The sequence below is a fragment of the Methylobacterium oryzae genome, assembly GCF_021398735.1.
GTDB lineage: Bacteria > Pseudomonadota > Alphaproteobacteria > Rhizobiales > Beijerinckiaceae > Methylobacterium.
The window spans coordinates 5,922,754-5,948,337 of sequence record NZ_CP090349.1; the positions used below are offsets into that span (position 1 = coordinate 5,922,754).

Annotated in this window: 23 protein-coding genes, 1 tRNA gene and 1 pseudogene; 13 read left to right on the forward strand and 12 right to left on the reverse strand. The window is 72.4% G+C overall.

What is annotated here, in order from left to right:
* Positions 1 to 76 precede the first annotated feature (76 nt).
* The 6 genes from LXM90_RS28270 to LXM90_RS28295 all read left to right on the forward strand — a co-directional run bounded on the left by LXM90_RS28270 (position 77) and on the right by LXM90_RS28295 (position 6,484).
* Positions 77 to 424: a hypothetical protein gene (locus LXM90_RS28270; protein ID WP_020094368.1), complete on the forward strand. Its 348-nt coding sequence runs from the start codon at positions 77 to 79 to the stop codon at positions 422 to 424.
* 165 nt (positions 425 to 589) lie between these two features.
* The gene (lysA, locus tag LXM90_RS28275) at positions 590 to 1,858 is read left to right on the forward strand and encodes a diaminopimelate decarboxylase (RefSeq protein ID WP_020094367.1); all 1,269 of its coding nucleotides are present in this window, start codon (positions 590 to 592) and stop codon (positions 1,856 to 1,858) included.
* Positions 1,855 to 2,715: a glycosyltransferase family 2 protein gene (locus LXM90_RS28280; protein WP_020094366.1), complete on the forward strand. Its 861-nt coding sequence runs from the start codon at positions 1,855 to 1,857 to the stop codon at positions 2,713 to 2,715. The genes lysA and LXM90_RS28280 overlap by 4 nt, the downstream gene beginning before the upstream one ends.
* Before the next feature lie 12 nt (positions 2,716 to 2,727).
* A tRNA-Ser gene (locus LXM90_RS28285) sits at positions 2,728 to 2,819 on the forward strand.
* Between the two features lie 697 nt (positions 2,820 to 3,516).
* The gene (locus LXM90_RS28290) at positions 3,517 to 3,756 is read left to right on the forward strand and encodes a CsbD family protein (RefSeq protein WP_042671726.1); all 240 of its coding nucleotides are present in this window, start codon (positions 3,517 to 3,519) and stop codon (positions 3,754 to 3,756) included.
* Between the two features lie 184 nt (positions 3,757 to 3,940).
* Entirely contained in the window at positions 3,941 to 6,484 is a 2,544-nt protein-coding gene (locus LXM90_RS28295; protein ID WP_020094364.1) for an HWE histidine kinase domain-containing protein, read from the forward strand.
* A gap of 144 nt (positions 6,485 to 6,628) precedes the next feature.
* Here LXM90_RS28295 and LXM90_RS28300 read toward each other — a convergent pair.
* Positions 6,629 to 6,691, reverse strand: a pseudogene (locus tag LXM90_RS28300) (hypothetical protein); the annotation flags it as partial.
* Between the two features lie 278 nt (positions 6,692 to 6,969).
* Here LXM90_RS28300 and LXM90_RS28305 point away from each other — a divergent pair.
* From LXM90_RS28305 to LXM90_RS28315, 3 genes are all read left to right on the forward strand, one after another.
* A complete protein-coding gene (locus tag LXM90_RS28305) occupies positions 6,970 to 8,196 on the forward strand; it encodes an MFS transporter (RefSeq protein WP_042671725.1) in 1,227 nt (408 codons plus the stop codon).
* Positions 8,197 to 8,270: 74 nt separating this feature from the next.
* Positions 8,271 to 8,999, forward strand: a complete 729-nt coding sequence (locus LXM90_RS28310) for a phosphatase PAP2 family protein (RefSeq protein ID WP_020094362.1) — start codon at positions 8,271 to 8,273, stop codon at positions 8,997 to 8,999.
* Between the two features lie 179 nt (positions 9,000 to 9,178).
* A complete protein-coding gene (locus LXM90_RS28315) occupies positions 9,179 to 9,361 on the forward strand; it encodes a hypothetical protein (protein ID WP_020094361.1) in 183 nt (60 codons plus the stop codon).
* Here the strand turns inward: LXM90_RS28315 and LXM90_RS28320 are convergent.
* The 5 genes from LXM90_RS28320 to LXM90_RS28340 all read right to left on the reverse strand — a co-directional run bounded on the left by LXM90_RS28320 (position 9,358) and on the right by LXM90_RS28340 (position 14,796).
* Positions 9,358 to 9,774, reverse strand: coding sequence for an ester cyclase (locus tag LXM90_RS28320; protein ID WP_020094360.1), 417 nt, complete (start codon positions 9,772 to 9,774; stop codon positions 9,358 to 9,360). The two genes, LXM90_RS28315 and LXM90_RS28320, sit on opposite strands and share 4 nt — an antisense overlap.
* 438 nt (positions 9,775 to 10,212) lie before the next feature.
* The gene (locus LXM90_RS28325) at positions 10,213 to 11,739 is read right to left on the reverse strand and encodes a GMC family oxidoreductase (RefSeq protein WP_020094359.1); all 1,527 of its coding nucleotides are present in this window, start codon (positions 11,737 to 11,739) and stop codon (positions 10,213 to 10,215) included.
* A 32-nt stretch (positions 11,740 to 11,771) separates the two neighbouring features.
* Complete coding sequence (locus LXM90_RS28330) at positions 11,772 to 12,716, reverse strand: alpha/beta hydrolase (protein WP_020094358.1); 945 nt, start codon at positions 12,714 to 12,716, stop codon at positions 11,772 to 11,774.
* 103 nt (positions 12,717 to 12,819) lie between these two features.
* Positions 12,820 to 13,698, reverse strand: coding sequence for a pirin family protein (locus LXM90_RS28335; protein WP_020094357.1), 879 nt, complete (start codon positions 13,696 to 13,698; stop codon positions 12,820 to 12,822).
* A gap of 186 nt (positions 13,699 to 13,884) precedes the next feature.
* Positions 13,885 to 14,796, reverse strand: a complete 912-nt coding sequence (locus tag LXM90_RS28340; protein ID WP_020094355.1) for a LysR substrate-binding domain-containing protein — start codon at positions 14,794 to 14,796, stop codon at positions 13,885 to 13,887.
* Between the two features lie 124 nt (positions 14,797 to 14,920).
* On the opposite strand from LXM90_RS28340, the gene LXM90_RS28345 reads away from it, so the two are divergent.
* Entirely contained in the window at positions 14,921 to 15,559 is a 639-nt protein-coding gene (locus LXM90_RS28345) for an isochorismatase family protein (RefSeq protein WP_020094354.1), read from the forward strand.
* A gap of 414 nt (positions 15,560 to 15,973) precedes the next feature.
* Complete coding sequence (locus tag LXM90_RS28350; protein ID WP_020094351.1) at positions 15,974 to 16,252, forward strand: hypothetical protein; 279 nt, start codon at positions 15,974 to 15,976, stop codon at positions 16,250 to 16,252.
* Between the two features lie 390 nt (positions 16,253 to 16,642).
* Here the strand turns inward: LXM90_RS28350 and LXM90_RS28355 are convergent, their stop codons facing one another.
* The 6 genes from LXM90_RS28355 to LXM90_RS28380 form a co-directional block, all read right to left on the reverse strand.
* Complete coding sequence (locus LXM90_RS28355; protein ID WP_026605115.1) at positions 16,643 to 17,632, reverse strand: helix-turn-helix domain-containing protein; 990 nt, start codon at positions 17,630 to 17,632, stop codon at positions 16,643 to 16,645.
* Between the two features lie 435 nt (positions 17,633 to 18,067).
* Positions 18,068 to 18,916: an ATP-binding cassette domain-containing protein gene (locus LXM90_RS28360; RefSeq protein WP_234081384.1), complete on the reverse strand. Its 849-nt coding sequence runs from the start codon at positions 18,914 to 18,916 to the stop codon at positions 18,068 to 18,070.
* Positions 18,913 to 19,710 (reverse strand): siderophore-iron reductase FhuF, encoded by a 798-nt coding sequence (gene fhuF, locus LXM90_RS28365; RefSeq protein WP_020094348.1) that lies wholly within the window; start codon positions 19,708 to 19,710, stop codon positions 18,913 to 18,915. Before fhuF ends, LXM90_RS28360 begins: the two co-directional genes overlap by 4 nt.
* Complete coding sequence (fhuB, locus tag LXM90_RS28370; RefSeq protein ID WP_020094347.1) at positions 19,707 to 21,719, reverse strand: Fe(3+)-hydroxamate ABC transporter permease FhuB; 2,013 nt, start codon at positions 21,717 to 21,719, stop codon at positions 19,707 to 19,709. Before fhuB ends, fhuF begins: the two co-directional genes overlap by 4 nt.
* Positions 21,716 to 22,660: an ABC transporter substrate-binding protein gene (locus LXM90_RS28375; protein ID WP_106735926.1), complete on the reverse strand. Its 945-nt coding sequence runs from the start codon at positions 22,658 to 22,660 to the stop codon at positions 21,716 to 21,718. The genes fhuB and LXM90_RS28375 overlap by 4 nt, the downstream gene beginning before the upstream one ends.
* Before the next feature lie 103 nt (positions 22,661 to 22,763).
* Positions 22,764 to 24,137, reverse strand: coding sequence for a lysine N(6)-hydroxylase/L-ornithine N(5)-oxygenase family protein (locus LXM90_RS28380; RefSeq protein WP_020094345.1), 1,374 nt, complete (start codon positions 24,135 to 24,137; stop codon positions 22,764 to 22,766).
* A gap of 440 nt (positions 24,138 to 24,577) precedes the next feature.
* Here LXM90_RS28380 and LXM90_RS28385 point away from each other — a divergent pair, with 440 nt between their 5' ends.
* Positions 24,578 to 24,811, forward strand: coding sequence for an MbtH family protein (locus LXM90_RS28385; protein WP_020094344.1), 234 nt, complete (start codon positions 24,578 to 24,580; stop codon positions 24,809 to 24,811).
* 2 nt (positions 24,812 to 24,813) lie between these two features.
* A complete protein-coding gene (locus tag LXM90_RS28390; RefSeq protein ID WP_199778774.1) occupies positions 24,814 to 25,530 on the forward strand; it encodes a thioesterase II family protein in 717 nt (238 codons plus the stop codon).
* The last annotated feature ends 54 nt before the right edge of the window (positions 25,531 to 25,584 follow it).

Genomic DNA, 25,584 nt, shown 5'->3' on the forward strand with positions numbered 1-25,584 from the left:
GGGACGCGGCAACGGCTAAGGTAGCGCTCCCGCCGGCCCTCGCGTGCCGGTGCCGAGCCCGCCGGACCCTCGCGCGATGTTGTCGAAACCCGCCCTGAAACTCCTCGCCGTGTCCGGCCTCGTGGCCCTGGCGGCTTCCGCCTGCGGGCGGCGGGGTGCGCTGGAGCCGCCCCAGACGGCGGCCCCGCGGGCGGGTGCGCAGGCCGGTGCGGACGCGCCGACCGGGCGGCGGACGCTGCCGGTCTCGGTCGGCCTCGGCGGCGGCGCCCCGGAGCCGGACCCGGCCTCGGTGCGCGCCGGCGACGAGCTCTCCGCGGCGGCGGTCCCGCCGGGCGGCACCGAGGCGCCGGTCGAGACCAGCCGCGGCGCGCGGCGCGGCTACCGGGTGCCGAAGCAGCCTTTCATTCTGGATCCGCTGCTGTAGAGGGCGGAGGCCGGCACGCCGTCGCGGTGCCGCGCCCGGTGGCCCCGCTCGGACTCGGTCGGACCCCGCCACCGGCGCGCGCCCGCCGCGGCCGGCGGCGGAGTGTTTCACGGGAAACAGCCCGCGCTCCGGCGGGACGAGATACGGCGACGAGACACGGCCGAGATGCACCATTTTCACTATCGCGACGGCCGCCTGCACGCCGAGGATGTCGACCTGACCGGCCTCGCCGCGGAGGTCGGCACACCGTTCTACTGTTACAGCACCGCCACGCTGGAGCGGCACTTCCGCGTCTTCGCGGAGGCGTTCGCGGCCGACGACGCGCTGGTCTGCTTCGCCATGAAGGCGAACTCGAACCAGGCCGTCCTGCGGACCCTCGCGGCCCGGGGCGCCGGGATGGACATCGTCTCCGGCGGCGAGCTGCAGCGGGCCCTGGCGGCCGGCGTGGACCCCGGCAAGATCGTGTTCTCGGGAGTCGGCAAGACCCGCGCCGAGATGGAGGCCGCGCTGAGGGCCGGCATCTTCTGCTTCAACGTGGAGAGTGAGCCGGAACTCGCGGTCCTGTCCGAGGTGGCGGTGGGCCTCGGCCTCCGCGCGCCGGTCTCGGTCCGGGTGAACCCCGACGTGGACGCCGGCACGCACGCCAAGATCTCCACCGGCAAGTACGAGAACAAGTTCGGCATCCCGATCACCCGGGCGCCGGCTGTCTACGCCGCTGCGGCCGCCCTGCCGGGGATCGCGGTGCACGGCGTCGACATGCATATCGGCAGCCAGATCACCGATCTGGCGCCCTTCGCCGACGCGGCCCGGCTGCTCGCCGGCCTCGCCCGGGAGTTGCTGGCGGCCGGCCATCCCCTGCGCCACATCGATTTCGGCGGCGGCCTCGGCATCCCCTACCGCGACGACAACGCGCCGCCGCCGGACCCGGCCGCGCTGGCGGCGACCCTGCGGCCGCATTTCGCCCCGCTCGGCCTGCGGCCGGTCTTCGAGATCGGCCGGATGATCGTCGGCAATGCCGGGATCCTGCTGACGCGGGTGCTCTACGTGAAGCACAGCGAGGGGCGGACCTTCGTGATCGTCGACGCGGCGATGAACGACCTGATCCGCCCGACCCTGTACGAGGCCTATCACGGCCTGCGGCCGGTCATCGAGCCGGGTCCCGAGACGCCGCGCCTCGTCGCCGACGTGGTCGGCCCGGTCTGCGAGAGCGGCGACTACCTCGCCCTCAACCGCGAGATGCCGGAGGTGAGGCCCGGCGACCTGATCGCCGTGATGAGCGCCGGCGCCTATGGGGCGGTGCAGTCCTGCACCTACAACACCCGGCCGCTGGTGCCGGAGGTTCTGGTGCGGGGCGACCGCGCGGCGGTGGTCCGCCCGCGCCTCGACGTCGACGCCCTGATCGCCCTCGACCGGGTGCCGGACTGGCTGGCGTGAGCCGCGCTCCGGAGGGCGCCGCCGCCCCCAGGCCGCTCCCGGGACCCGACGGGCCCCTGCCGCTGTCGGTCTTCATCATCGCCCACAACGAGGTGGACCGGATCGGCGCGACGCTTCGGGCGGTCCGCGGCCTGACCGACGACCTCGTCGTGGTCGATTCCGGGTCCACCGACGGCACGCAGGCCCTGGCGGAGTCGCTGGGCGCGCGGGTGCTGCACCATCCCTGGCCGGGCTACGGCCCGCAGAAGCGCTTCGCAGAGGAGCAGTGCCGGCACGTCTGGCTCCTGAACCTCGACGCCGACGAGGTGGTGCCGCCGGAGCTGGCCCGGGAGATCCGGGGCCTCTGGGCCGCGGGCGAGCCGCGCCGGCCGGCGTGGCGGATCGGCATCGCCGAGATCTTCCCCGGCGAGGGCCGGCCGCACCCGCTCGCCTACACGCTGACGCCGGTCCGGCTCTACCGGAAGGATCGGGGCCGCTACGCCGCCTCGCCGGTCCACGACCGGGTGGCGCTGGAACCGGGGGTGAAGCCGGGCCGGCTCCGGGGCGTGATCCATCATTTCTCGGTGCGCTCGCTCGGCGACCAGCTCGACAAGCTGAACCGCTACTCCGACCAGCAGGCGGACGACTTGGAGTCGCGGGGCGTGGTGATCCCGACCTGGCGGGTGTTCGTCGAGCTGCCGGGCAATTTCCTGAAGGCCTATCTCGGCCGCCGCCACTTCGTGCGGGGCACCTACGGCTTCCTGACGGCGATGAACTACGCGATCTCGCGGCATCTGCGCGTCGCCAAGCACGTCGAGCGCCGCCGCGTGGCCGCCGCCCGCCAGGATCGGGTTGACCCGCCGGATCCGACCTTCTAGAGCCAGAGCGCCGGAGACGTGGCCGAGCGGCTGAAGGCACTCGTTTGCTAAATGAGCATACCCAGAAATGGGTATCGAGGGTTCGAATCCCTCCGTCTCCGCCAGCACCGCTCAACTCGATCTAAGTCTCTGGAGTGACAGGGATTTTCCGCACGTCGAGTTTTGATTTCTCCCCGCGGAAACTGGCTCGGCCAACGGCCGAAGGAATGCCCACTCGGCGCGCCCGATCGTCACGACGGCGTGTGATTCGAGCTTGAGCGGAGGAACGACTGCTTCCTGGCTCGCTTGCGAAGAGCTCCGTCCGAAGAAATGTGATCGACCGAACCGTCGCATCCTGCTTCGGCAGCATTCTCTGCGAGACCTGACTGCCCGGGTCGCCAGATCGTCAGCGTAGGTACCGACTCCGAGAACCACGCCGCGCCGGTGCCGTCGTGCTGCCTGCGATCCGGAGGCGGGATGATGTCACCCGGCATGCGCGTCGGATTGCTCCGTCCGGGTGGCGTCCAGGCGGGTACGCCGGCTTCGGCACCGGCTGACATGGGCGTGGTCGCGTCCGAAGGAGCCGCACTGAACAGGAGCGCGCGCACGAGGGCGAAGGCACATCCCTAGCGGATCCCGCTCGCGCGGAGCGCCCTTCCCCACCGGGCAGTCGAGACTTGGCCGTCGCGTCGATCCGTGCACCCGCTGGGCACGCGTCAGGACCCTCCCGTGACCGTGACCGGCCGCGCGGAACGGCGCCCGGGCGAGAGCCGTTCCCGATCCCCGTGGCCGCCCTGGTCGCGAAGGCCTGGTCGCGAAGGCCTGGTCGCGAAGGCCTGGTCGCGAAGGAGAACCGCCAGGAGCAGCACCACCGACACGATCAAGGGCCTGGCCAATGAGGCCGTCGGCAACGTGAAGCAGGGCATCGGCAGCGCGACTGGCAACGACAAGCTGAAGGCCGAGGGTAAGGCGCAGGAACTGAAGGGCGAAGCCCAGAAGACGACCGGGAACGTCAAGGACGGCGCCAAGCACGTGGCCGACAAGCTCACCGGCAAAGTTTGATCCGGCCGCCCGGAGCGGTTCCACGCTCCGGGCATCCCGAGGTCGCGGCAACGCGTCGAAGGAAAGGATCGTGGGTGCTGGCAGAGGCCGGTCCTGCAACGCCCGCGCGCCGTGCCGCGTTGATCTGCGAAGACAATATCCGAACCGCAGCCGGACCCTTGCCTGCGCGCAGCATCGTGGGCCCATGGACCAGTTGAACGCGTCGCAACCGACGCCGGAGATCGACCTCTCGTCCTGCGACCGCGAGCCCATCCACATCCTCGGCGCGGTGCAGGGGTTCGGCTTCCTCATCGGGGTCTCCCCGGACTGGATCGTCACCCGCGCCTCGGACAACATCGCGACCTGGCTCGGCCAGGGTGCGGCGGCACTTCTCGGCCTGCCCCTCGATGCCGTCCTCGACCGCGAGGCCATCCACACCCTGCGCGGGCACCTGCAGACCCTGCGCGGGCCGGACGCCGTCGACCGGGTCTTCGGCCTCCGGCTCGTGCCGGGCGGCGAGCCGTTCGACGTGGCCCTCCACCGGTCCGGGGACACCATCGTCATCGAGGCCGAGCCGAGCGCCACCGAACACCTCAGCGCCGGCAACCTCGTGCGCAGCATGGTCACCCGTCTCCAGCAGACCGTGGGGTTCGACCCCCTCTGCCGCGAGGCCGCCCGCCAGATGCGGGCGCTGACCGGGTTCGACCGGGTTATGGTCTACCGCTTCGCCGCGGACCATTCGGGCGAGGTCATCGCCGAGGCGGCCCGGTCCGGCCTCGCTCCCTACCTGGGGCTGCACTACCCGGCCTCCGACATCCCCAAACAGGCCCGCGCCCTCTACGCGCGCAACTGGCTGCGCATCATCGCCGACGTCGACGACACCGGCGCCGCCGTGCTGCCCCCGCGCGATCCGGCCGGCCAGCCCCTCGACCTGTCGCTGTCGACCCTGCGGACGGTCTCGCCGATCCACCTCGAATACCTGCGCAACATGGGCGTGGCGGCCTCGCTGTCCGTGTCCATCCTGCGCGACGGTCGCCTGTGGGGCCTGTTCGCCTGCCACCACACCGAGCCGCGCCACATCTCCCTCGAGCGCCGGACCGGCGCCGAGCTGTTCGGCCAGATGTTCTCCTGGCTGCTGGAGGCCCGCGAGCGGCAGGCCGACGCCGAGCGCGAGGTCCGTTCGCGCGAGTTGCACAACCGCCTGCTGGGCGCGCTGGCCACCGGCGGCACCAACCTGGAAAGCCTCTCCGACTTCCTCGACGACCTGGCGGCGATCCTGCCCTGCGACGGCATCGGCCTGTGGGTGAACGGCGAGATCACGCTCCAGGGCTCGACCCCGACCGCGGAGGAGTTCGCCGGCCTGGTGCGCTTCCTCAACCGCACGGCCGCGAGCAAGGCCTACGCGACCGACGAGATCGGGCGCGTCCACGAACCGGGCCGCGACTTCACCGAGCGGGCGGCCGGCATGCTCGCCATCCCGGTGTCGCGCACGCCCCGGGATTTTCTGGTCTACTTCCGGCGCGAGGTCTCGCGGACCGTGACCTGGGCGGGCAACCCGGTGAAGCCCGCGACTCCGGGGCCGAACGGCGTCCGTCTGACCCCGCGCAAGAGCTTCGAGGCGTGGCGCGAGACCGTGCACGGGCGCTCGCTCCCCTGGGCCGAGGTCGAGATGCGGACCGCCGAGGCCCTGCGCATCACCCTGCTCGAGGTGATCCTGCGCCTCACCGACTCCGCCGAGAAGGAGCGCAAGGTCGCGCAGGAGCGTCAGGAACTCCTCATCGCCGAGCTCAACCACCGGGTCCGCAACATCCTGAACCTGATCCGCGGGGTGGTGACCCAGAGCCGGCCGGCGGACGGGGCGGACAGCGCCTTCGCGAACACGGTCGGCGACCGCATCCAAGCGCTCGCCCGGGCGCACGACCAGATCACCTCGAGCAACTGGGGACCGGGATCCCTGCGCGACCTCGTCATGCTGGAGGCCGGCGCCTACCTCGGACCCAAGGCCGGCCGGGTCGTGCTCGACGGCGCCGACGTCCTGCTGGAACCGCAGGCGTTCTCGACCGTCGCCCTGGTCGTCCACGAGATGATGACGAACTCGGCCAAGTACGGCGCGCTCTGCGACAGCCTCGGGCGGGTCGACCTGCGCTGGGAGCGGGACGCCCTCGACCACTTGGTGATCCGATGGCGCGAGACCGGCGGCCCGGCCGTGCGGGCGCCCACCCGGCGCGGCTTCGGCACGACCATCATCGAGCGGTCGATCCCGTACGAGCTCAAGGGCGAGGCGGAGGTGCGCTACGAACTGGCGGGCGTCGAGGCGCGCTTCACCATCCCCCCGGCCTTCGTCCAGAACGCCTCACGCGCCGCGCCGAAGGCTGTCAGGGCGGTTCACGCCGAGGCGCTGCGCGGTCTCGCGGGGTCCGTGCTGGTCGTCGAGGACAACATGATCATCGCCCTGGAGGCCGAGGAGTTGCTCACGTCGCTCGGCGCCACGAACGTGGACATGGCGTCGTCGACGCGCGAGGCGCTCCGCCTGATCGACGCGGCGCCGCCGGCCCGGGCCCTGCTCGACGTCAACCTGGGCTCCGAGACCAGCATCGCCGTCGCGCGCAGGCTGTTCGAACTGGGCATCCCCTACGCGTTCGCCACCGGCTACGGCGACGGCTTCCGCATTCCGGAAGACCTCGCCGCCGTGCCGGTGGTGAAGAAGCCCTACGGGGCGGAGGACCTCCTGCGCGCCTTCCCGGCTTGAGCCCGCGAGCCGGTGCTTGACGGGTCGGTGGTCAGGGTTACCGGTGGTTGGGGCGATGTCGGGCGCGGCGCCTGGCCCGGTGGGATGTTCCGCCACGAAACGCGCGGAGGTCGCGCGGTCCTCAGCGCGCCTCAGCTTGCCGAGGAAGCCCTCGGACTCACGGAGACGGGTTTCACGATCGCGACGCGGTGCCTCGATGCGGCGGATCTCGCCGTCGCGCCACGCGTCGAAGGCGGTGGTGCCGCTGGCCCGAAGGCGGGGTGAACGACGGCGGTGCGCGGGTCACGGCGCCGGGCCCGACAGGTCGCGGGCGGCATTCGAGACCCGGCAGGCCGGAACGGTCGCGCGCGTCGCGGGCTTCGGGCGGGTCGGCGCCGCGGTCGCCGGGCCGGAGCGCCTCTACCGGCGGTCACGCTCATTCGGGGTGGGGTCACCTCGGTTCGGTGCCGCGCCGCTCTAGGTTGGCTGAAAGGGGAGCGGACCGCATGGAGCAGGACATCGGCGAGGGGGAGCGGCCGCCCGCTTCGCGACGGCCATCCGTCTCCAGGTCCCTGGACCTCCTCAACCTCCTGCTCATCGACGTGAACGGGGCGATCAAGCCCTACCTCAACGTCTACCTCTACGTGCACCGCGGTTGGAATGATGCCTCGGTCGGGCTGGTCAGCACGGTGTCGGGCATCGTCGGCATCGTGGTGCAGACGCCCATCGGGACCGCCATCGACGCGGTGCGCGACAAGCGCGTGATCCTGCTCGGCGCCCTGGTCGCGCTCTCGCTGGCCACGCTCCTCGTCGCGCTCTTCCCGTACTTCTGGCCCGTGCTCGCGGCCTCCTGCGTGCTGGCCGCCGTCGGGGGCATGCTGAGCCCGGCCATCGCGACGCTCACGCTCGGCCTGTTCCCATCCGACCGGATCGCCGGGCGCTTCGGCCGCAACGCCGCCCTGGAGCGGACCGGGAACGTCGCCATCGCCGTGCTGATCGGGCTCGTCGGCTGGCTGTTCCCGGACCGCGCGGTGTTCCTCTTGGTCCCGGCCTGCGCCATCGTCTCGGCCGCGGCACTCTACTCCATCCCGCGCGATGCCATCGACGCGCGCCGGGCTCGCGGCGGCGGCGAGGGGGAGCAAGCCCCGGCCCGGTGGCGGACCCTGCTGACCTGCCGGCCGCTCATGGTCTTCGCGGCCTGCGTAGGGCTTTTCCATTTCGCCAACGCGCCGCTGCTGACCCTCGTCGCCCAGGAGATCGGGCAGGCGCGCCCGGACTGGTCGTCCGTCATCGTCTCCGTCTGCATCGTCGGCGCGCAGGGGGTGATGGTGCCGATGGGGCTCATCGTCGGCCGCCGGGCCGAGCGCTGGGGCCGCAAGCCCTTGCTCGTGATCGGCTTCGCCGCGCTGCCCGTGCGCGCCTTGCTCTATCTCGTCTGGCGCGACCCGTACTGGCTGATCGCGGTCCAGTGCCTCGACGGCGTCGGTGCCGGCCTGCTCAGCGCGGTGAAGCCGCTGGTCATAGCCGACATCACCCGAGGAACCGGCCGCTACAACGCCGCCCACGGCCTGATCGGGACCGTGCAGGGCGCCGGCGCTTCGCTGTCGTTCGTGATCGCCGGAACCTTGGTCCAGCAGGCGGGGTTCGATGCCGCCTATCTCGCGTGCGCCGCCGTCGCGGCGGTCGCGCTCGGGGTGCTCGTGACGCTGCTGCCCGAGACAATCCCGGAGTAGCCCCGGAGAAGCCTCGGGGCGGCCCGGCGGCGTGGCTGCGAGCGGTGAGACCTGGCACGGCTTGAGGAGGGGTGGTGAAAGATCGGATTTCCGGCCGGGGTGGCCGGCGGCTCACCGCGACGCTGGCCGTGCTCCTCTCCCTTGCCCTGCCCGTCACCGCCGCGACGCTCCACAGCACCTACGTCGACCCGGCGGCGATGGCGCTGCAGCGCGTCCTGCCGCCCCCGCCCGAAGCCGGCTCGGAATCGGCCAAGGCGGACATGCAGGCCGTGGAGGCCGCGGTCCGCGCCCGCACGCCCGACGACGAGCGGCGCATCACCGCGAACCTGCCGTGCACCCTCGACCGCTTCACCGGTGTGCTCGGCCCGGCCTTCACGGCGGAGACGATGCCGGACACCGCGGCGCTGATCGAGAGTGTGTTCCAGGACGGGGAACTCGCCGTGCTGGCGGCGAAGGCCGCCATCGCGCGGCCGCGGCCCTACACGGTGAAGCCGGACCTCGCCACGTTCGGACATCGCTCCGACAGCACGTCCTACCCGAGCGGCCACGCCACGTTCGGGTATCTCGCGGCCACGGTGCTGTCGCGCCTCGTGCCCGAGAAGCGCCAGGCGCTGTTCGCTTTCGCCGGGACCTACGGGGAGAACCGGGTGATCGCCGGCACCCATTTCCCGTCCGACCTCGAAGCCGGCAAAATCGCCGCGGCCGTCATCGCCGAGGCGCTGTTCCACGACCCGCGCTTCGAACGCGATCTCGCCCGGGCGGCTTCTGAAGTCGCGGCCCAGGGCGGCGCCTCCGGTCGGTGAGGCGAAGGCTCCTGACGCAGGATCACGAAGGCGGGAGGCGGGTTGCGGGGCGAACCCGCCTGTCTGACCGCGATCCCAGGCAATCCTGGGCACCCGCGCACGGGCCCTTGCCGCACCCGACCCAGCCCCGGAGATGGGCCGCCCGACATCCGAGCCCCGAACGACAGGAGACCGCCGGCATGTCTCACGTCACCGAGGAGATGGCCGCTGATGGGCACTTCATGGTCAAGGTCGCCGGTCGTGCCGTCACGGAGACCTGCGAGAAGCGACAGGCCAGGAAGCTCGTCCGCGCGATGCGCATCTGTCGGGCGGCCTCGTCACGCTGTTCGGCGGAAGACGAGGCTCGCCGCTGCGATGGCTAAGCCCAGCCGAGCTCTCTCACGGCCCGGGCGTCGTTCCAGATCTTCGTCAATCCGATGATGCGGTCCCCCTCGAACTGCATGACATACACGTAGTCGGTCGACGTGGATTTGCCCGTGGGCGGGCAGGGTCCGCCCTCGCCAGTGTGGGTCCCGTGGAAGACCCCGTAGGCCATCACGTTCCGGCGCTCCTCGTCGGTCGCGAAGGATCGCACCTCGTACCGACCGTCGGGGATGAAGGTCAGGAGCCCCTTCATCCACTCCGTGTAGTCCCGCAGGGAGGTCACGCCGGCCAGGGCATCGGCCTGGGCGGAGAAGGTCGCATGCGGGGCACAGTAGCGCGCGCACGCCTCCCAGCCTCCGCCGGTCTCGCAGGCATCGAAGAAGGCCTTTGCTACCGTCGTGATGTCGCCCATGCCTGGATCGCCCTTTTCCATTGCCGGAAGCGCCGATTGTAGCGGACGCCGTCCGCGCAAGCACCCTCTGCGAGGGTCTGCGCGGACGGTCATGCGGCTGGCGCCGCTTCCGACCGTATCGCGACGATCAGGAAGGCGCCTCGTTCGAGGCAGCCGCGCCATGCCCCCCGCTCCCGTGCGGGAGCGGGTTGGGGCAAGACGCTTCGAGGTCGAACGCGCCATGTCTGTGACCGTTCTCGTGTGAAGCCGGGGGAGGCGGTGGGCCGGACGCGCCGAGGCGCGCGGCCCGGCTTCTCGAAAACGGCGTCCCGACTTCGGCCGTCCCCCGGCCGAGCGCTCGAGCGCTCTCCGCCGAAGTGGATACCGGTTCGGCGTAAGAGAGCGCGTCAAGACAAAGGTTTAGAGCCGTGCCCGATTGCAACGCGATCGGGCACGGCTCTAGCCGAGCCTCCGGCCGATCGCCTCGGCGAGCATGATCGTGGTCACATTCGTCGGCGCCGAGACGATGTCGGGCATGATCGAGGCATCGACGACGTTCAGGCCGTCCACCCCGCGCACCGCCCCGCTCCCATCGACCACTGCCCACGGGTCGTCGCGGCCGCCCATCGGGACGGAGGAGGTCGGGTGGGCGTAGCCGTCGACTGCCGAGAGCACGGCTCGCCGCAGCGCGTCGTCGTCACGGACATCGGGACCGGGATACAGCTCCGCCGCGACCACGTCGCTGAACGGGGCCGTCCGGCCGATGCGCCGCGACAGGCGCACCGCTTCCAACATGCGCCTCAGGTCGGCCGGGTCCTCGAAGAAGTTGTAGCGGATGAGCGGCATGGCGCGGGGGTCGCGGCTCGTCAGCCGAACCGAGCCGACGGACCTCGGCAGCGTGACCGAGCAGGCCAGTACGATGGCCCCGCCGGTCGGGCTCTGCGCCGGATCGAAGATGTGCGTCCCCGAGATGTGAAGGTCCAACTCGTCCGGGGCGGCCTCACGCGACCGCGTCCAGATGATCGCGCCCGCGACCGGGTCCATCGCCCGCACCTCCCGCTTGAGCGCGTAGACGTTGTAGTAGAACGGATGCTCCTTGAGCCGCTCGCCGACCGGCGCGTCCTGCAGCACGGGAATGTCGAGGTCGCGCAGGTGCGCCGCCGGCCCGATGCCCGACCGCATCAGGATGGCGGGGCTGCCGAATGCCCCGGCCGAGAGGATCACCCGTCCGGCCTCCACCGTCGCGCCGCCCAGAAGCCGGAGGCCGCGCGCCCGCCGGCCGTCGAACAGCACGGCGTCGACCTCGGCGCCCCCGACGATGGCGAGGTTCGGTCGGCGCCGAACGTCCTCAGTCAGGTAGGCCATGCCCGTGTTGACGCGTCGGCCCTCGACCACGTTCAGCGGGTAGGGCGAGACGCCGTGCTGCTCCGCGCCGTTGAAGTCGGCGATGCGGGACAGGCCGGCCGCCTCCGCGGCCAGCACGAAGGCGCGCATGGAGGGGGTGATCTCCTCCATCGTGCGCTGGCGGATCGGGAAGGGCCCGGAGCGCCCGCGCCGAGCGTCGTCGCCGGCCGGCGTGTTCTCCAGTGCCCTGAAGACCGGGAGCACCTCGTCCCACGACCAGCCGTCGAGACCGCGCGCGGTCCAGCGGGCGAAATCGGACGGCCGCGCCCGCATGGCGACCGCGGCGTTCACGCCGGAGCTGCCGCCGAGCACCTTGCCGCGGATCGCGCGCACGTCGTGGCCGAGGCCGGAGCGGTCCTGGGTGTGGTAGCCCCAGTCGTGCGCCGCGTCGCCGCCGACCCAGTTCGCGTTCGCGATGACGTCCGGATACGCCCCCGGCGCGTAGGCCGGTCCGGCCTCCAGCAGAAGAACCGTCCGGTTCGGATTCTCGCTGAGCCGGCGCGCGAGCACGGCGCCCGCGGAGCCTCCGCCGGCGATGACGACGTCGAAGGCCTGATCCGGGATGGGGGCGCGGGTGGGCATGGCGGACATGTCCTCTTCGAGAGCGGCGATGGTCAGGATGCGGAGGCGCGGCGCAGGAAGGCGGCGGCTCGGTCGAGGGCCCGGCGGCTGCTGTCGAGGTGGGCGATGTCGAGCTGGAAGACGTGATGCAGGCCCTCCCAGACCTCCAGCCACACCGCGACGCCAGCCTGTTCGGCGCGCCGGGCGTAGCGCGTCGCGTCGTCGATGAGGCGCTCGTCGGTGCCGACTTGGATCAGGAGCGGGGGCAATCCGCGCAGGTCGCCGAGGAGCGGTGAAGCCAGCGGGTGGCGGACATCGCGCGCGCCGGCATACTTGCGCGCGCAGTCCTGCAGGTACGCACGGCCGATGAGCGGGTCCTGCACCGAAGGATCGTTCATGGAGGGGCCGGACAGCGTCAGGTCGGTCCAGGGCGAGAAGACGACGCCGGCCACCGGCGCAGGGCCGCGCGCGCGCAGGGCGAGGCTCGCCAGGGTGACGAGGCTCAGCCCGCCCCCGGCCGAGTCCCCGACGACGGCGATCCGGTCGTAGCCTTGGCCGATCAACCAATCCCAGGCAGCCAGCGCCGCCTCCGGGGCAGCGGGCAGCGTCGCCTCCGGCGCCAGAGGATAGTCGATGGCGAGCGCGGCGACGCCGGCCCGGCTCGCGATCTGGCTGACGAAGCCGCGATAGGCCGCGGCCGTGCCCTGGACGTAGCCGCCGCCGTGCAGGAAGAGGATCGCCTGGCCGGGCGCGGCATCCGCGGGGCGCACCCACCAGCCGCGGATGCCGGCCTCGTCCACGGGGTCGAACGCGACGCCGTCCGCGCGCGGGCTGCCGGCTATGAAGGTGTCGTAGACGGCCCGCGGCTCTCCCGTCGCGTTGCCCCAGAAGCGCGCGAACAGGTCCCGCAGGGCGTCCTCGCGCCGCCGTTCATCGTCGGCGAGCGGAATGGTGATCGTCCCTGGCGCCGGATCGGGGCCGAAGGTGTCGTCGCGCATCGCAGTTCCCGCTGGTGCATCGGCCCGACCGCCGCCGGGCAAGGCTCCGCCGTCCGCGCGTCGCTCGGCGCCGCGCGGGGTTCGTGTGTCGGACGATCGGATCTCAGGCCGGGATGCGGCCGAACGCGCCCCGGGCGTAGCCGGCGAGCGCGCGCTCGACGTCGGCGACCGTGGACATCACCAGCGGACCGCGCTTGACGAAGGGCTCGCGGATCGGCCGCCCGGCCATCAGCACGACATGCGCAGCCTCGGCGGCTTCGAGGATGATCTCCGCGGCGGAACCGGCGCCCACCGCTAGGGCGCCGCCCTCCGGCAGGAGGCGCTCCTCCTCACGGCAGCGGACGGACACGCGCCCCGACACGGCGTAGATCCAGGCTTGCCGCCCCTCGGGCAGGGCGTGGGCGAAGGCGCCGCCCGGCTGTAGGAAGCCGTCGAGCAGTGTCATCTCCTCCGGGGTGCCACCCGCGCCAACAACGTCGCCGCTCTGCCCCAGGACGACGCGGACGCGATGGCCGCGGCCTTCGAGGACCGGGATGTCGGCCGCGCGAACGTGCAGCGCGCGCGCCGGCTGCGCCTTGAGGCGCGCGGGCAGATTGACGAAGACCTGCAGGGCGTGGACCCGTGCCCCTTCGGCCGGCCTCTCCTCGTGCGCGGCGCCCGACGCCGCCGCGAGCCAGTAGAGGTCGCCCGGCTCGAGGGCGACGTCTCGGCCCAGCGTGTCCCGGTTGAGGAAGTGGCCGGTCGCGTCCTCGAACATGACGGTCACGGCCGAGATGCCGGCATGGAGGTGCGGCTCGAAGGTCGGCCCGGTCATGACGAAGTGGTCGACCATCAGGAGCGGGTCCATGCGCCCGTCGAAGGCTTCCTCGGAGAAGTGCGCCGCGGAGAAGTTCGAGCCGATGCGGTGGGGCGCTCCGAGAACGGTCTCGCCGAGCCTCGGGTGGAGCGCGTCGGCCCCGTGGATGGTCTCGAGAGCTGTCATGTCCTGCCTCGCTGCGTGGATGTGCCGATGGTGTTGCGACAAACGCTGGCCGAGAAGGCAGCCATTTTCGGACCTATCGTCCGATCGTTTGGACGCCGGGATCCGGCATCCGGTGGCGCTCGCGGCGGATGGGGACCGGCCCCGGCTCCGCACCCCCTCGACCGACCCCGCCGAGATCGCCCGCGCCTAGAGCAGCACGGCCTTCGGAAACTCCGCCGCGAGGTGGTCGAGGAAGGCCCGCACGGACGGAAGCAGGCCTTGGCGGTAGGGAATGAGGGCCGTCAGGGTGGAGTCGCCCGCGACCCAGTCGGGCAGAACGCGCCGCAGGGCACCCGAGCGGACGGCCTGACGACAGATGTAGCTCGGCAGAGCGACCACGCCGATGCCGCGGATGGCGGCCTGCTGCAGCCCGACCATGTCATCGCCCATCAGCCGCGGGCTCAACGGCAGTACCGCCTCGTCCCCGGCGCGGCTCGCGTGCCGCAGCCGCCAGACCGGCGCGACCCCGGTCCGCATCATGAACAGGGACGGATGGTCCCGAAGGGCGTCCGGATTGTCCGGAGCGCCGTTCTCGTCGAGGTATGCCGATCCCGCGAACAGGAACCAGGGCGCCGGCGCCAGGGTACGCTGGACGAGGTTCGAGTCCGGCAGCGGGTCCGTATGGGCCCGCACGGCGATGTCGAAGTTCTCGCCGACGATGTCGACGGTGCGGTCCGCGCCGTGGGCCACGACATTCACCTTCGGGTGGCGGACGAGGAAGTCCGCGATGATGTCCGCCAGGGCGAACTGCATGGTCGCGATGCCGGCCGTGCACCGCACCGTGCCGGTCGGCTCCGTCAGGCGCTGGCGGATCGTCGTCTCCGCCAGCTCCGCCTCTCTGAGCATCGCGACCGCGTGGCGGTAGAAGTCCTCCCCCGCATCCGTCATGCCGAACCGGCGCGAGGTCCGGTTCAACAGCCGGACGCCGAGGGCGGCCTCCAGCTGCTGGAGGCGGTGGCTCAAAGTGGATTTCGGCACGCGCAGCGTCCGCCCGGCGGCCGTGAAGCCGCCGCGATCGACGACCTGCACGAAGTAGAAGAAGTCGTTCAGGTCGAGCACGCCGCCCCCTTATCGTCCAAACCTATGGACGCTGGGTTCGGATTGTTGCGGCTTCTGGGCCGCCGGTCCAGCCGATAGCACTTGCTCGTCGCCGGCCCCGACGGGGCTTGAGCAGGAGGATACGATGACCGCTCGCGCCTACGAACCGCTCACCGCCGAGAACGCAGCCCTCGTCCTCGTCGACCATCAGGTCGGCCTGATGACGGGCGTGCGGGACTATTCGACGGGCGAGCTCAAGCACAACGTGATCGCCCTGGCGAAGGCCGCCACGGCGCTCGGCCTGCCCATCGTGGTCACCACGACGGCGCGCGACAGCCTATGGGGTCCGACCTTCCCCGAGTTGGTCGCGGCGTTGCCCGGAAACGAGATCATCGACCGCTCGTCGGTGAACGCCTACGACGACGCGCGCGTCGCCCGGGCCATCGAGGCCACGGGCCGCGAGAAGCTGATCTTCGCCGGCATCTCGCTGGAGGTCTGCGCGGCTTTCCCGGCCATGACAGCCGTCGCCCGCGGCCTCGACGCCTACGTGGCTGTCGACGCCTCCGGGACGTTCAGCGAGACCAAGCGCCAGGCCGGCCTTCTCCGTATGGCGCAGGCGGGCGTGGTCCTGTCCGACTACGCGACGCTGATGGTCGAGATCCTGAAGGACAACGCCCGCCCGGAGGCGGGCCCGGTCTACGCGGCCTTGGACATGCCCTGGGCGACCTTGGTCGGCCAGGTCGCCGCCTCCTTCGGCAGAGTGCACGGCGGAGCGAATGCTTGACCGTTCACGACACGTGTCAGTTTGCGGCCTGTCCCACAGCGGTCGCGCCAGCGGTGTCTGCCGGCCCCTGCTCGACGCAACAATCGAAGCAACACGCGCGTAAGGCCGAGCTCTTAAATCCTTCATTAACCAAAGGCCCGAACGGCCACGAGGGGGAACCGACATGACCACCATCATCGCACGACTGCTGATCGTCATCAGCGTGATCGGCGCCATCGCCTGCGCGCCGATGCTGACGCCCGCATCCGCAGCCGGTCTCCTCGCGCAGACGAGGTGAGCCGTCATGGGCATGCAGTCCGTCATCCTGCTGGTCATCGCCGGCAACTTCGCCTGCGCCTTCCTCATCCCGTATCTGGCGATGACCGGAGCCTGAAGGCGTCTCCTCGGTAGATCTCTCACCCTACGGAGCCGATCATGAGTATCTCGAAGACCGCTTGCCTCACCGCTGTCCTCGGCCTCGTCTCCAACATGGCCTTTGCCCAGCCACAGGCGAGCCAGGAGAACCTGAAGCGCCACTGCATAGGAGATTACCTGGAACATTGCGGCCAGTTCTCGCCCGACGGCGGGGAAGTCCAGGCCTGCTTCCGCGAGAGAGCCGGCCTCCTGACACCGAATTGCTCGATGGCCATCGCCGCTTACCAAGAGGAGCAGAAGGCCGCGAATCCGATCCGGAAGGTCCGCGCCGCACGGTGAAGTCATCCCTTCGCGTCTTCGATAAGGTCAGCCGAGCCGGCATCTGCGAAATCCGGCGCGGCACGGAATTCGCCCGTGTCTACCGTCGCCTGCCCTGACCGGGATGCGACCCGCCGCAGGGTATCAACCTTACCGCGCCCGACAGCCCTCGGCGAATGGGGGTTGGATGACTGGTACCGCAAGCCAGCGCACGCGGTGCGCGTTCGCCGCGCACAGTCGAAGCGCGATGCGAAATCTCCTGCGCCGGATCGTGGCGGAGTCCGCCGCTTCTCGAGATTGGGCGCGAATGGAAGCCGAGGTCGGCTTTCCCGCACTTGATGCCCAGAAGCGGATAGGCGGGAGATCACCCCGAACTGCCGTTCCGGGAGCGACCCGAACCGGTCACTCAGGTCACGAGAATGACGGCCGGGACGCGGACGCGCCCGGTTGCTTGTCTCGGCTGTGCGCCTGCCGGTAGTCACGCGGGCTCATGCCGTAGCGATCCTTGAAGCGGCGCGCGAAATGCGCCTGGCTGCTGAAACCGCAGCCGTAAGCCAGCATGCCGATCGACAGGTGGGCGCAGGCCGGATCATTCAGGCGCTTGGCTGCCGCCTCCAGGCGGCGTCCCCAGATGTAGTCGGAGATGTGCCGGCCGCGCTCGTGGAACAGTTCCTGGAGCCGGCGCAGCGACACGCCCATCGCGGCGGCGAGTTGCGGCGGATCCAGGTTCGGGTCGCTCAGGTTCGCCTCGACATAGGCCTTGGCGCGCTGGACCGTGACGTTGCCGTGAACGGAACGGGGTACCTCCTGCGCCATCCGTTCGGCGAGGCTCGCTATGATCAGGTCCGTTCCGATCGCCGCCATGCGCACGGCCGCGTCGGGCGTGAGCTGATCGCCCATGCGCACCAGCTCCTGGAGGAAGGTGTTTGCCAGGGTCGTGGAGGCGAGGTCCGCGCCGACCGTGAGTGCACAGTACAGCCGGGACGGACCCAGCATGGCCTCGAAGCGCTCGCGCGGCAGATCGATGACGAGGGAGATGCCCGTGTCGGCCTCGCAGACGGCCGGGCGTGCGTCGATAACGACGAAGTCGCCCGTCCGGAATACAGCCTCCCGATCGCCTTGCTGGATGGCGTCCTGGCCGGAGAGCTTCATGGACGCGTAGAGGCGGTCGGGCTGCCCATAGCGCCGGATCGCGTCGGGGGTCGCTTCAGTCCGCATGGCGGTGTGTGCCATCTTGGAGATCGGCACAGGCCCGATGCTGGTGACATCCAGCCTGCCCTGAAACGGAACCCCGTGAAGGGGTTGCTGGTCGATCGGGATCAATCGCTCGCAGATCGTCTCGCGCCAGCGCCGGAACGCGTCCTTGGGGTGAATTCCCTCTGTCGAGAAGAACGGTTGCATGCGTAGCCTCGGCACGCTGCGCGCCGTCCCGAAGCGCAGACTGCGGATCCGCAGGGTTATTGTATATAATCTATCATCTCAAGACCGCGGTGCCGGGTGCTTCGCGGCGGTTCTGTCCGCGTCTCAACCCATGCCGTCGGTAAGCGCACCGGCAGGAAACCGCCCCGAGCCGCCACTCCGATCGCACCCAAGCCTGACACGGGACCACCCCGCGGGGGCCGGTCACCGTCTCGGAATCCCTCCGTCCCCGCCAGCGTTGTCGGAGCCGCCGCAACGGCCGCGCTCTTCCCGACGCCTCGATCGTCCAGACGACACGAGGTCACCGCCGGGCGACGAGGTCCGCGGCGCGCCGCCACCCGAGCGTCCGGCCGATTCGCGCTCGAACCCTGGGTCCGAGCGTGCCGGATCGCGAGCAGCTGGTCGTCGCGCGCCGGCCTACGATCCGCGCAGGTAGCTCAGTGGCCGACCGGTATCCGGATGCGGCATGACGCCCATCGGGATGTCGTACACGGCGCGCAGCGTGTCGGGGTTCATCAGCGTGCCGGGCGGCCCGTCCGCGATGAGGCGTCCCGAGTGCAGCGCCAGGATGCGGTCGCAGACGCGCGCCGCCATGTTCACGTCGTGCAGGACCACCACGACGCCGAGCCCGTCACGATGGGCCAGATCGCGCACGAGGGCGAGGATCTCGACGGCGTGGGCGACGTCGAGGGCCGAGATCGGCTCGTCGAGCAGCAGGCAGGCGGGCTCCTGCGCGATCATCATCGCGAGCCAGACGCGCTGCCGCTCACCGCCCGAGAGCGTGTCGACGAAGCGGTCCGCGAAGGCGGCGACGCCGGTGGCGGTGAGCGCCCGCCGGACCGCCTCGCGATCCCGGTCGGCGACGCGGCCGAGGGCGCCGTGCCAGGGATAGCGCCCCAGCGCCACGAGCTCGCGCACGGTCATGCCCGGGACCGGCGGGAGCGCCTGCGGCAGGTAGGCGACCTCGCGCGCGAAGGCGCGGTCCTCCCAGGCACTGAGGGCGCGATCCGCGAACGCGATCCGGCCGGCGGTCGGCGCCTGCTGGCGGCCCAGCAGCTTGATCAGGGTCGACTTGCCGGACCCGTTATGGCCGATCAGGCCCACCACCTGCCGCGGCTGGATCACGAGGTCGAGGGGATGCAGCAGGGTGCGTTCGGGGAGACCGAAGCTCGCGCCCTGCAGGGTGAAGAGCGGGGGGGCGCCCGCGGCTTCCGCCGTCGGCGCGCCCCGCGGCCGCGCGACGACCGGCGCATCGGGACCGTTCATGCGGGCCTCCTCGGGCCGTCCGTTCCCGCCGGACCCGCTTCGGGGCGTGCCGGCAGGGGGCAGGCGCCGCAGAGGCTCTGGTCGGGGATGAGGTAGCGCAGGCAGCAGACCTTCCGCACCCGACGCGGCGGCGCGCCCGCCGGCGCGTCCCCCGCCTCCGGGACGTAGCGGATCGGCGCGAACAGCGGGTTGGGCGCGCCGGACCGGCGGCGGCTCGTCAGGACGCTCGCGGCGGCCGCGTGCCCGGTCCGGCCCGCCTGCGGGAGCCCCTCGGTGCGGCGCACCACGAACTCGAAGATGTTGCCGGCATTGCTCCACAGCACGCGCGGCGCCACGCCCGAGACCGCCGCCAGGGCACCGACCAGGGGCGCCAGGTGCGCGTCGATCAGCGCGCCGAAGCGATCCGCCGGCGCCCGCGCCCCGGTATGCCCGCCGGGCCCGTCGCTCCCCGCGGCGGGGTCGCGCAGCTTGAGCGCCCGCGTCAGCCCGCCGTCGTCCGGGACGATCTCGACGGCGTCGAGGGCCACGGGCAGGACGAGGTCGAGCACGATGTTGGCGGCGAGCGCGGGCACCACCAGCATCGAGAAGTGCTGCTTCGCCCAGATCGACGCGACGGCGCGGGGCTCCGGCGCCGCGAAGGTGCGGGCGAACCGGTCGAGCTGGTCGGTCAGGACGCGCGGATCGAGCAGGTCGGCGCCCCTCACGGAGGGGCGCGGATCCTCCGCGGACACGATCCGATCCCGGTAGCCCTCGAGGGGGCCGACGAACAGGGCGTTCAGCGGGGAGAGAATCATCGGCGCAGCATCAGCCAGACGAAATAGGCGCCCCCGAGAACCGTCGCGACGAGGCCGGCGGGCAACTGCCACGGGAAGGCCGCGACGCGCCCGAGCCAGTCGGCCAGCACCATGATCAGGCCGCCGGCGAGCGTCGCCGCCACCAGCTGCTCGGCGGCCCGGCTGAAGCCCAGGCTGCGGGCGAGGTGCGGCCCCATCAGCCCGACGAAGCTCAGCGGGCCGACGAGCAGGGTCGCGGCGCCGGTCAGGATCGCGGCGACCGACAGGACCGTCAGGCGCGCCCGCGCGACCTGGAGCCCGACGGCCCGGCTCGTCTCCGCCCCGAGCGGCAGGATCGTGAGCCAGCGCGCGAGCAGCGGCGTGCCCGCGAGCACCAGGGCCGCGCCGAGGCAGGCGAGCCCGGCCTCGGTCCCGGTGGCGTTGTAGGTCGAGCCCGAGAGCCACGTCAGCAGGGCGGCGGTCCGCGGGTCGGCCGTGGCGAGCAGGAGCGCGATCACCGAGCCGATCAGGCTGGTGAGGGCCGCGCCGACGAGCAGGATCCGGGCGGAGGCGTAGCGCGCCCGGCGGCCCAGGGCCAGGATCGCCAGCAGCGTCGCGAGCGCGCCCGCCGCGGAGGCGGCCAGCATCGCGGCCGGGCCGAGGCCGGGGGCGAGGAACAGGACGAGCACCACCACCAGGGCCGCGCCCGCGGAGACGCCGAACAGCTCGGGGCTCGCGAGGGGGTTCCCGGTCAGCCGCTGCAGCAGCCCGCCCGCGTAGGCGAGCATGGCCCCGGCCCCCAGGGCGGCCAGCGCGCGCGGCGCCCGCCAGGCCAGGAGGGCGCCCGGATCGGGGCTCCACAGCCAGCCCTGGGCATCCCGCCCCAGGGTGAGCGACAGGCCGACGGCCGCGAGGGCCAGGATCGCGAGCGTCCCGATGGCGGGCCACGGCCGGGCGAGACGGACCGGGATAGGCCCCGGCGCCGGCGGCGCCTCGCGCGCCGTGCGCAGGCCCAGGATGAGGCCGACCAGCAGGGGTGCGCCGACGAGGGCGGTGACGGCGCCGGTCGGGACACCGCTGCGGCCGATGAGCCGCTGCACGAGCTGATCGGTCAGGACGAGCAGCACCGCCCCGGCCACCGGCCCCCAGAGCAGGCGGTCGCGGAGCCGGCGGGCGCCGCCGTAGCGGGCGAGGGCCGGCCCCGCCAGGCCGACGAAGCCGATCACCCCGAGATACCCGGTCACGCTGGCGCCGACCGCGACGCCGAGGGCGAGGGCGGCGAGCCGCGTGCCGGCGGTGGAGACGCCGAGGCCCCGCGCCCCGGCATCGCCGAGCTCGATCAGGGTCAGCGGGCGCGCCAGCAGGCCGGCCGCGAGGGCCGCGAGGGCGAGGCGCGGGAAGAGGCCGCGGACGCCGTCCCAGTTGTTCTGGTTCAGCGCGCCGGCCTGCCACGCGTAGAGGTCGGAGAGCGCGTCGAAATGCGCGAGCACCAGCATCCGGTTGGCGGCCTCGGCGGACAGCCCGACCACCAGTCCGGCGAGGATGACGGTGGACGGCGCGTAGCCGCTGCGCCCGCTCAGCAGCAGCACGAGGCCCGTGCACAGGGCCGCCCCGGCGCCCGCGACGGGCTCGTAGCCGTAGATCAGGAGGGCCGGCCACCACAGCGTCGCGAGGGCCAGGGCGAGCTTCGCGCCCGCGAACACCCCGAGGGTTCCGGGCTCGGCCAGCGGGTTGTCGAGCACCTGCTGGAACAGCACGCCGGCCAGGCCGAGCCCCCCGCCCGCCAGGACCGCCATGGCGAGGCGCGGCAGCAGGCTGTCGCGCAGGACGAGCTGCGGCATGTCACCGTCGGTCGGGTGGAGCAGGGCGGCCCACCACTGCCCGGGCGGCAGGACGGCCGCCAGGTTGGCGTGCAGCAGCGCGGCGCTCACCGCCAGCGCGAGGGCGAGGAGCCCCGCCCCGCGCCAGAGCGGCGAGGCCCCGGACCCGTCGGCTCGCGCCCGCCGCGCTCCGGCCCCGGCCGCGCTCACGCCGGGGCCTTCCCGAGCGCCGCGGCGACCTGACGGGCGAAGCGCGCGGCCGACGGCAGGCCGCCGTTCGGATGGACGACCGGCATGCGGATCACGCGGCCGGCGCGCACGGCGGGCAGCGCCCGCCAGAGCGGGCTGTCGTCGAGGCGCCCGAGGGCGCGCGCGGTCTCGGCGCCGCGGTCGAAGTGGATCAGCGTCGCGTCGGGCACCTCCGCGAGGTCCTCGACCGCGGCGAGCACCGTGCCCGCGCCGCTCTGCCGGCCAGTCCAGGCATTGGTCAGGCCGAGGCGCTGGGCGACCGCGCCGACGGTGCTGCGCGTGCCGAAGACGGCCAGCTGCCGCCCGTCGTCGCGGAAGCGGCAGATGTAGACCGGGCGCCCGGTCCGGCCCGCGAGCGCGGCCCGGGCCTCGGCGAGCGCCCCGTCGGTCCCGGCGACCAGCGCCCGCGCCGCCGCGGCGCGGTCGACGCGGTCCCCCAGGTCGCGGGTCAGCGCGTCGAGGTGGTCGATCGGCTCCCGCGCGCCCGCGACGATGGGCAGCGCCACGACCGGGGCGATCCGGGTCAACGCGACCTGGATCTGCGCCTGCCACGGCGCGGCGAGGATGAGATCGGGGGCGATCAGGCTGAGGAACTCGAGGTTCGGCTCCTGCAGCGGGCCGAGGTCGAGGACCGAGTCCGGCAGGGGCGGCTGCGCGATGAGCTTCTCGTAGAGCGGCCGGTTGGCGATCGCCACCGGCACGAGGCCGATGGCGAGGAGCGTCTCGGCGAACAACCCGTCGAGGGCGACCACGCGGGCGGCGGGCGCGCCGCCCGTCTCCGCGCGCCGCGGGTCTTCGGACGCACCCGCGGGGGACGCGGCGAAGCCGCCCGGGACGAGACCCAGGACGCCCGCGGCGAGGCCGGCGAGGAGGGCGCGACGATCGCCGCGCGGGCGGCTCATCCCCATGCGCCGGCCCGTGCGCCGACTCGGGCGAGCGGGCGGCGGATCCGCCCGCGGCACGCCTCCGCGCGCCGCGCCCGGCCGGTCCGCGGGACGGCGAGCCTCATGGATGCGCTCCCTGCCGCTCCCAGGCGCGGATCCCGCCGGCGGCGGGCGCGCGCGCCGGGGCGACCGCGCCCCCGCGCCCGTCCTGATCGAGCAGGCTGTCGACGATCTCCTGTGCGCGGACCGGCAGGACCGAGAGCAGGGTGTCGCTCAGACCGTGCGAGGTCTCCGAGTAGCCCTGGACGTAGATGCGCGGGACGAAGCCGGGGCGGGTCGGGACGCGGTAGTCGCGCGCCAGGTCCGGCCCGTCGCGGTAGGGCGCGAGCGGTTCGAGGATCGCCGGGTTCGGGTCGCGCGCGTACCCGGTCGCCAGGACGACGCCGTCGTAGCTGCGCTCCGCCTCGACCTCGGCGTAGCGGTCGACGGTCCGCAGCCTGATCCCGCCCGCGTCGCCGACGGCCGAGAGGATCTCGCTGCGCGGCCGGAGGTGCAGGCGCTGCGGCCCGGAGACCTTCTCCCGGTAGACGATGACGTGGAGCGCCTTGAGCAGGTCGGCGTCGATCACCGCGTAGTTCGTGTTGCGGTAGCTGCGCACAATCGCCGCCCGCCGCTCGCTCGGCTGCGCGTACACGAAGTCGGTGCGGTCGGGGTGGAAGATCTCGTTGACGAACGGCGTCGCGTCCGACGGTCGGAGGGCGTGGCCGCGGAAGACGAGATCGACCTGCAGCTGCGGGAAGCGGGCGTGGAGATCGTGGCCGATCTCGGCGGCGCTCTGGCCGCCGCCGATCACCGCCACGCGGGCGCCCGGGCGCGACAGGTCGAGCGGGCTGCCCGGGCCGCGCCGGTCGACGTGGTCGAGGTAGCGGCTCGAATGGCAGAGCCGGGGATCGCGCGCCAGGGCGGCGAAGGCGGCGGGCACGTGCGGGGCGCCGCCCACCGCGAGGGCGAGGTCGCGCGTCTGGCGGCGGATCTCGCGGCCCGCGGCGTCGCGGGTGACGACCCACAGGGTCTCGACCGTCCCGTCCGGTCCCAGCCCGGGCTCCACCGCGACCGCGGTCTCGCCGTAGTCGCACCGGTCGGCGAAATGGTCCGCCACCCAGCGGAGATAGTCGTTGAACTCGATCCGGCTGGGATGAAACGTCCCGAGATCGATGAAATCGTGCAGTCGACCCTGGCTGTGCAGGTAGTTCACGAAGGTCAGCGGGCTCGTCGGGTTGCGGAGCGTGACGAGGTCCTTGAGGAACGAGATCTGCATGTCGCTGCCCGGCAGCAGCATGCCGCCGTGCCATCGGAAGTGCGGCTGCCGCTCCAGGAAGCGGTACCGGAGGCCGCGCGCCGCCGGGGTCTCGGCCAGGGCGATCGCCAGGGCGAGGTTCGACGGCCCGAAGCCGACCCCGATGACGTCGCAGAGCGGTGCGGCGCGCGCGGTCATCCGATCGTCTCCTCGTCCGCACGACGGGGTGGGAGCCGGGGCGCGCGGCGAGGTGCGCGGCGATCCTCGCCGCCGCGGCGCACGGGGGCGGCGCCTCCCTCGGGGGAGCCGCGCGTTCCCCCGGCGGGACCGCTCGCAGGCGACCGGAAGCTGGTTCGCGCACACGCCACTGACCGCGTCCCCCGCCAAGCCCCGGACCACAGAACACCCGCCGGCCGAACCCGCCGGCCGCACTGCGTAGCGCGAACCGCCACAGTGATTCAAGGTCTCCGGAAAACACTTCTGACGATCGAGCAGTAATGAATTAAATTAGAACATTTCAAATATGTAAAAGGGCCCTTGAGTCCGGCGATCTTTCGGCCATGTTATGCGCCGACAAGCGAAGTTCATTGATTCATTGGCGAGGCAGCTCGCAGCTTTCACCTGAACGGGATGCATCGATGGCGTTCGATCGCGAAGATACGCTGTTCTACGTGGTGGTGAATCACGAGGAGCAATACTCGATCTGGCCGAGCTACCGCGACATCCCTGACGGGTGGCGCGCCGTGGGCGATCCGCGCGCGAAGGCCGATTGCCTGGCCTACATCGACGAGGTCTGGACCGACATGCGGCCCCTGAGCCTGCGCCGACACATGGAGGCTCAGGAGCGGGACGCGGGCGGCGCGCGGGCGTGACCGTGCCGGGACGAGTCCGGCTGTTCTGCCTGCCCTACGCGGGGGCGAGCGCCGCGGTGTTCGCGCAGTGGCGCCGCGGCCTGCCCGACGCGGTCGACGTCAGGCCCGTCGAGCTGCCGGGGCGCGGCTCCCGGATCGGCGAGGCGCCCTGCACCGACCCGCGGGCGCTGACGCGGCGCCTCGCGGACGAGGTCGCCGGTTCCGTCACGGGCTCCTACGCGCTGTTCGGCCATAGCCTGGGCGCGCTGCTCGCCTTCGAGCTGGCGCACGAACTCCGCGACCGCGGGATCGCGGCGCCGCGCGCGCTGTTCGCCTCCGGATGCGCCGGACCGGCGGTGTGCGACGGGGCGTATTTCCGCCGCCCGCGCAGCGACGCGGACCTGCGCGACGCGCTGTCCGCCTACGGCGCGACGCCGCCGGAGGCGCTGGCCGATCCCGCCCTGATGGCCCTGGTGCTGCCGGTGCTCCGGGCCGATTTCCGGCTGCGCGGCGCCTACACCTACGCGGCGCGCCCGGCGCTGGACTGCCCGATCCAGGCGCTCGGCGGGACGCGGGACGACGTCGCCCGCGCCGACCTCGAGGCCTGGGGCCGCGAGACGCGCGGCCCCTTCGACCTCGCGCTGTTCGAGGGCGACCACTTCTTCATCCACGCGCGGCGGGGGCCGGTGCTCGACCTCGTCGGCCGGCGGATCGGCGCGCGGGCCGAGGTCGCGGCCTGAGGCGGCCGCGCCCGCCCATCGGCGGCGCGCGGGCCGGCGGCGCGAACGAACGGG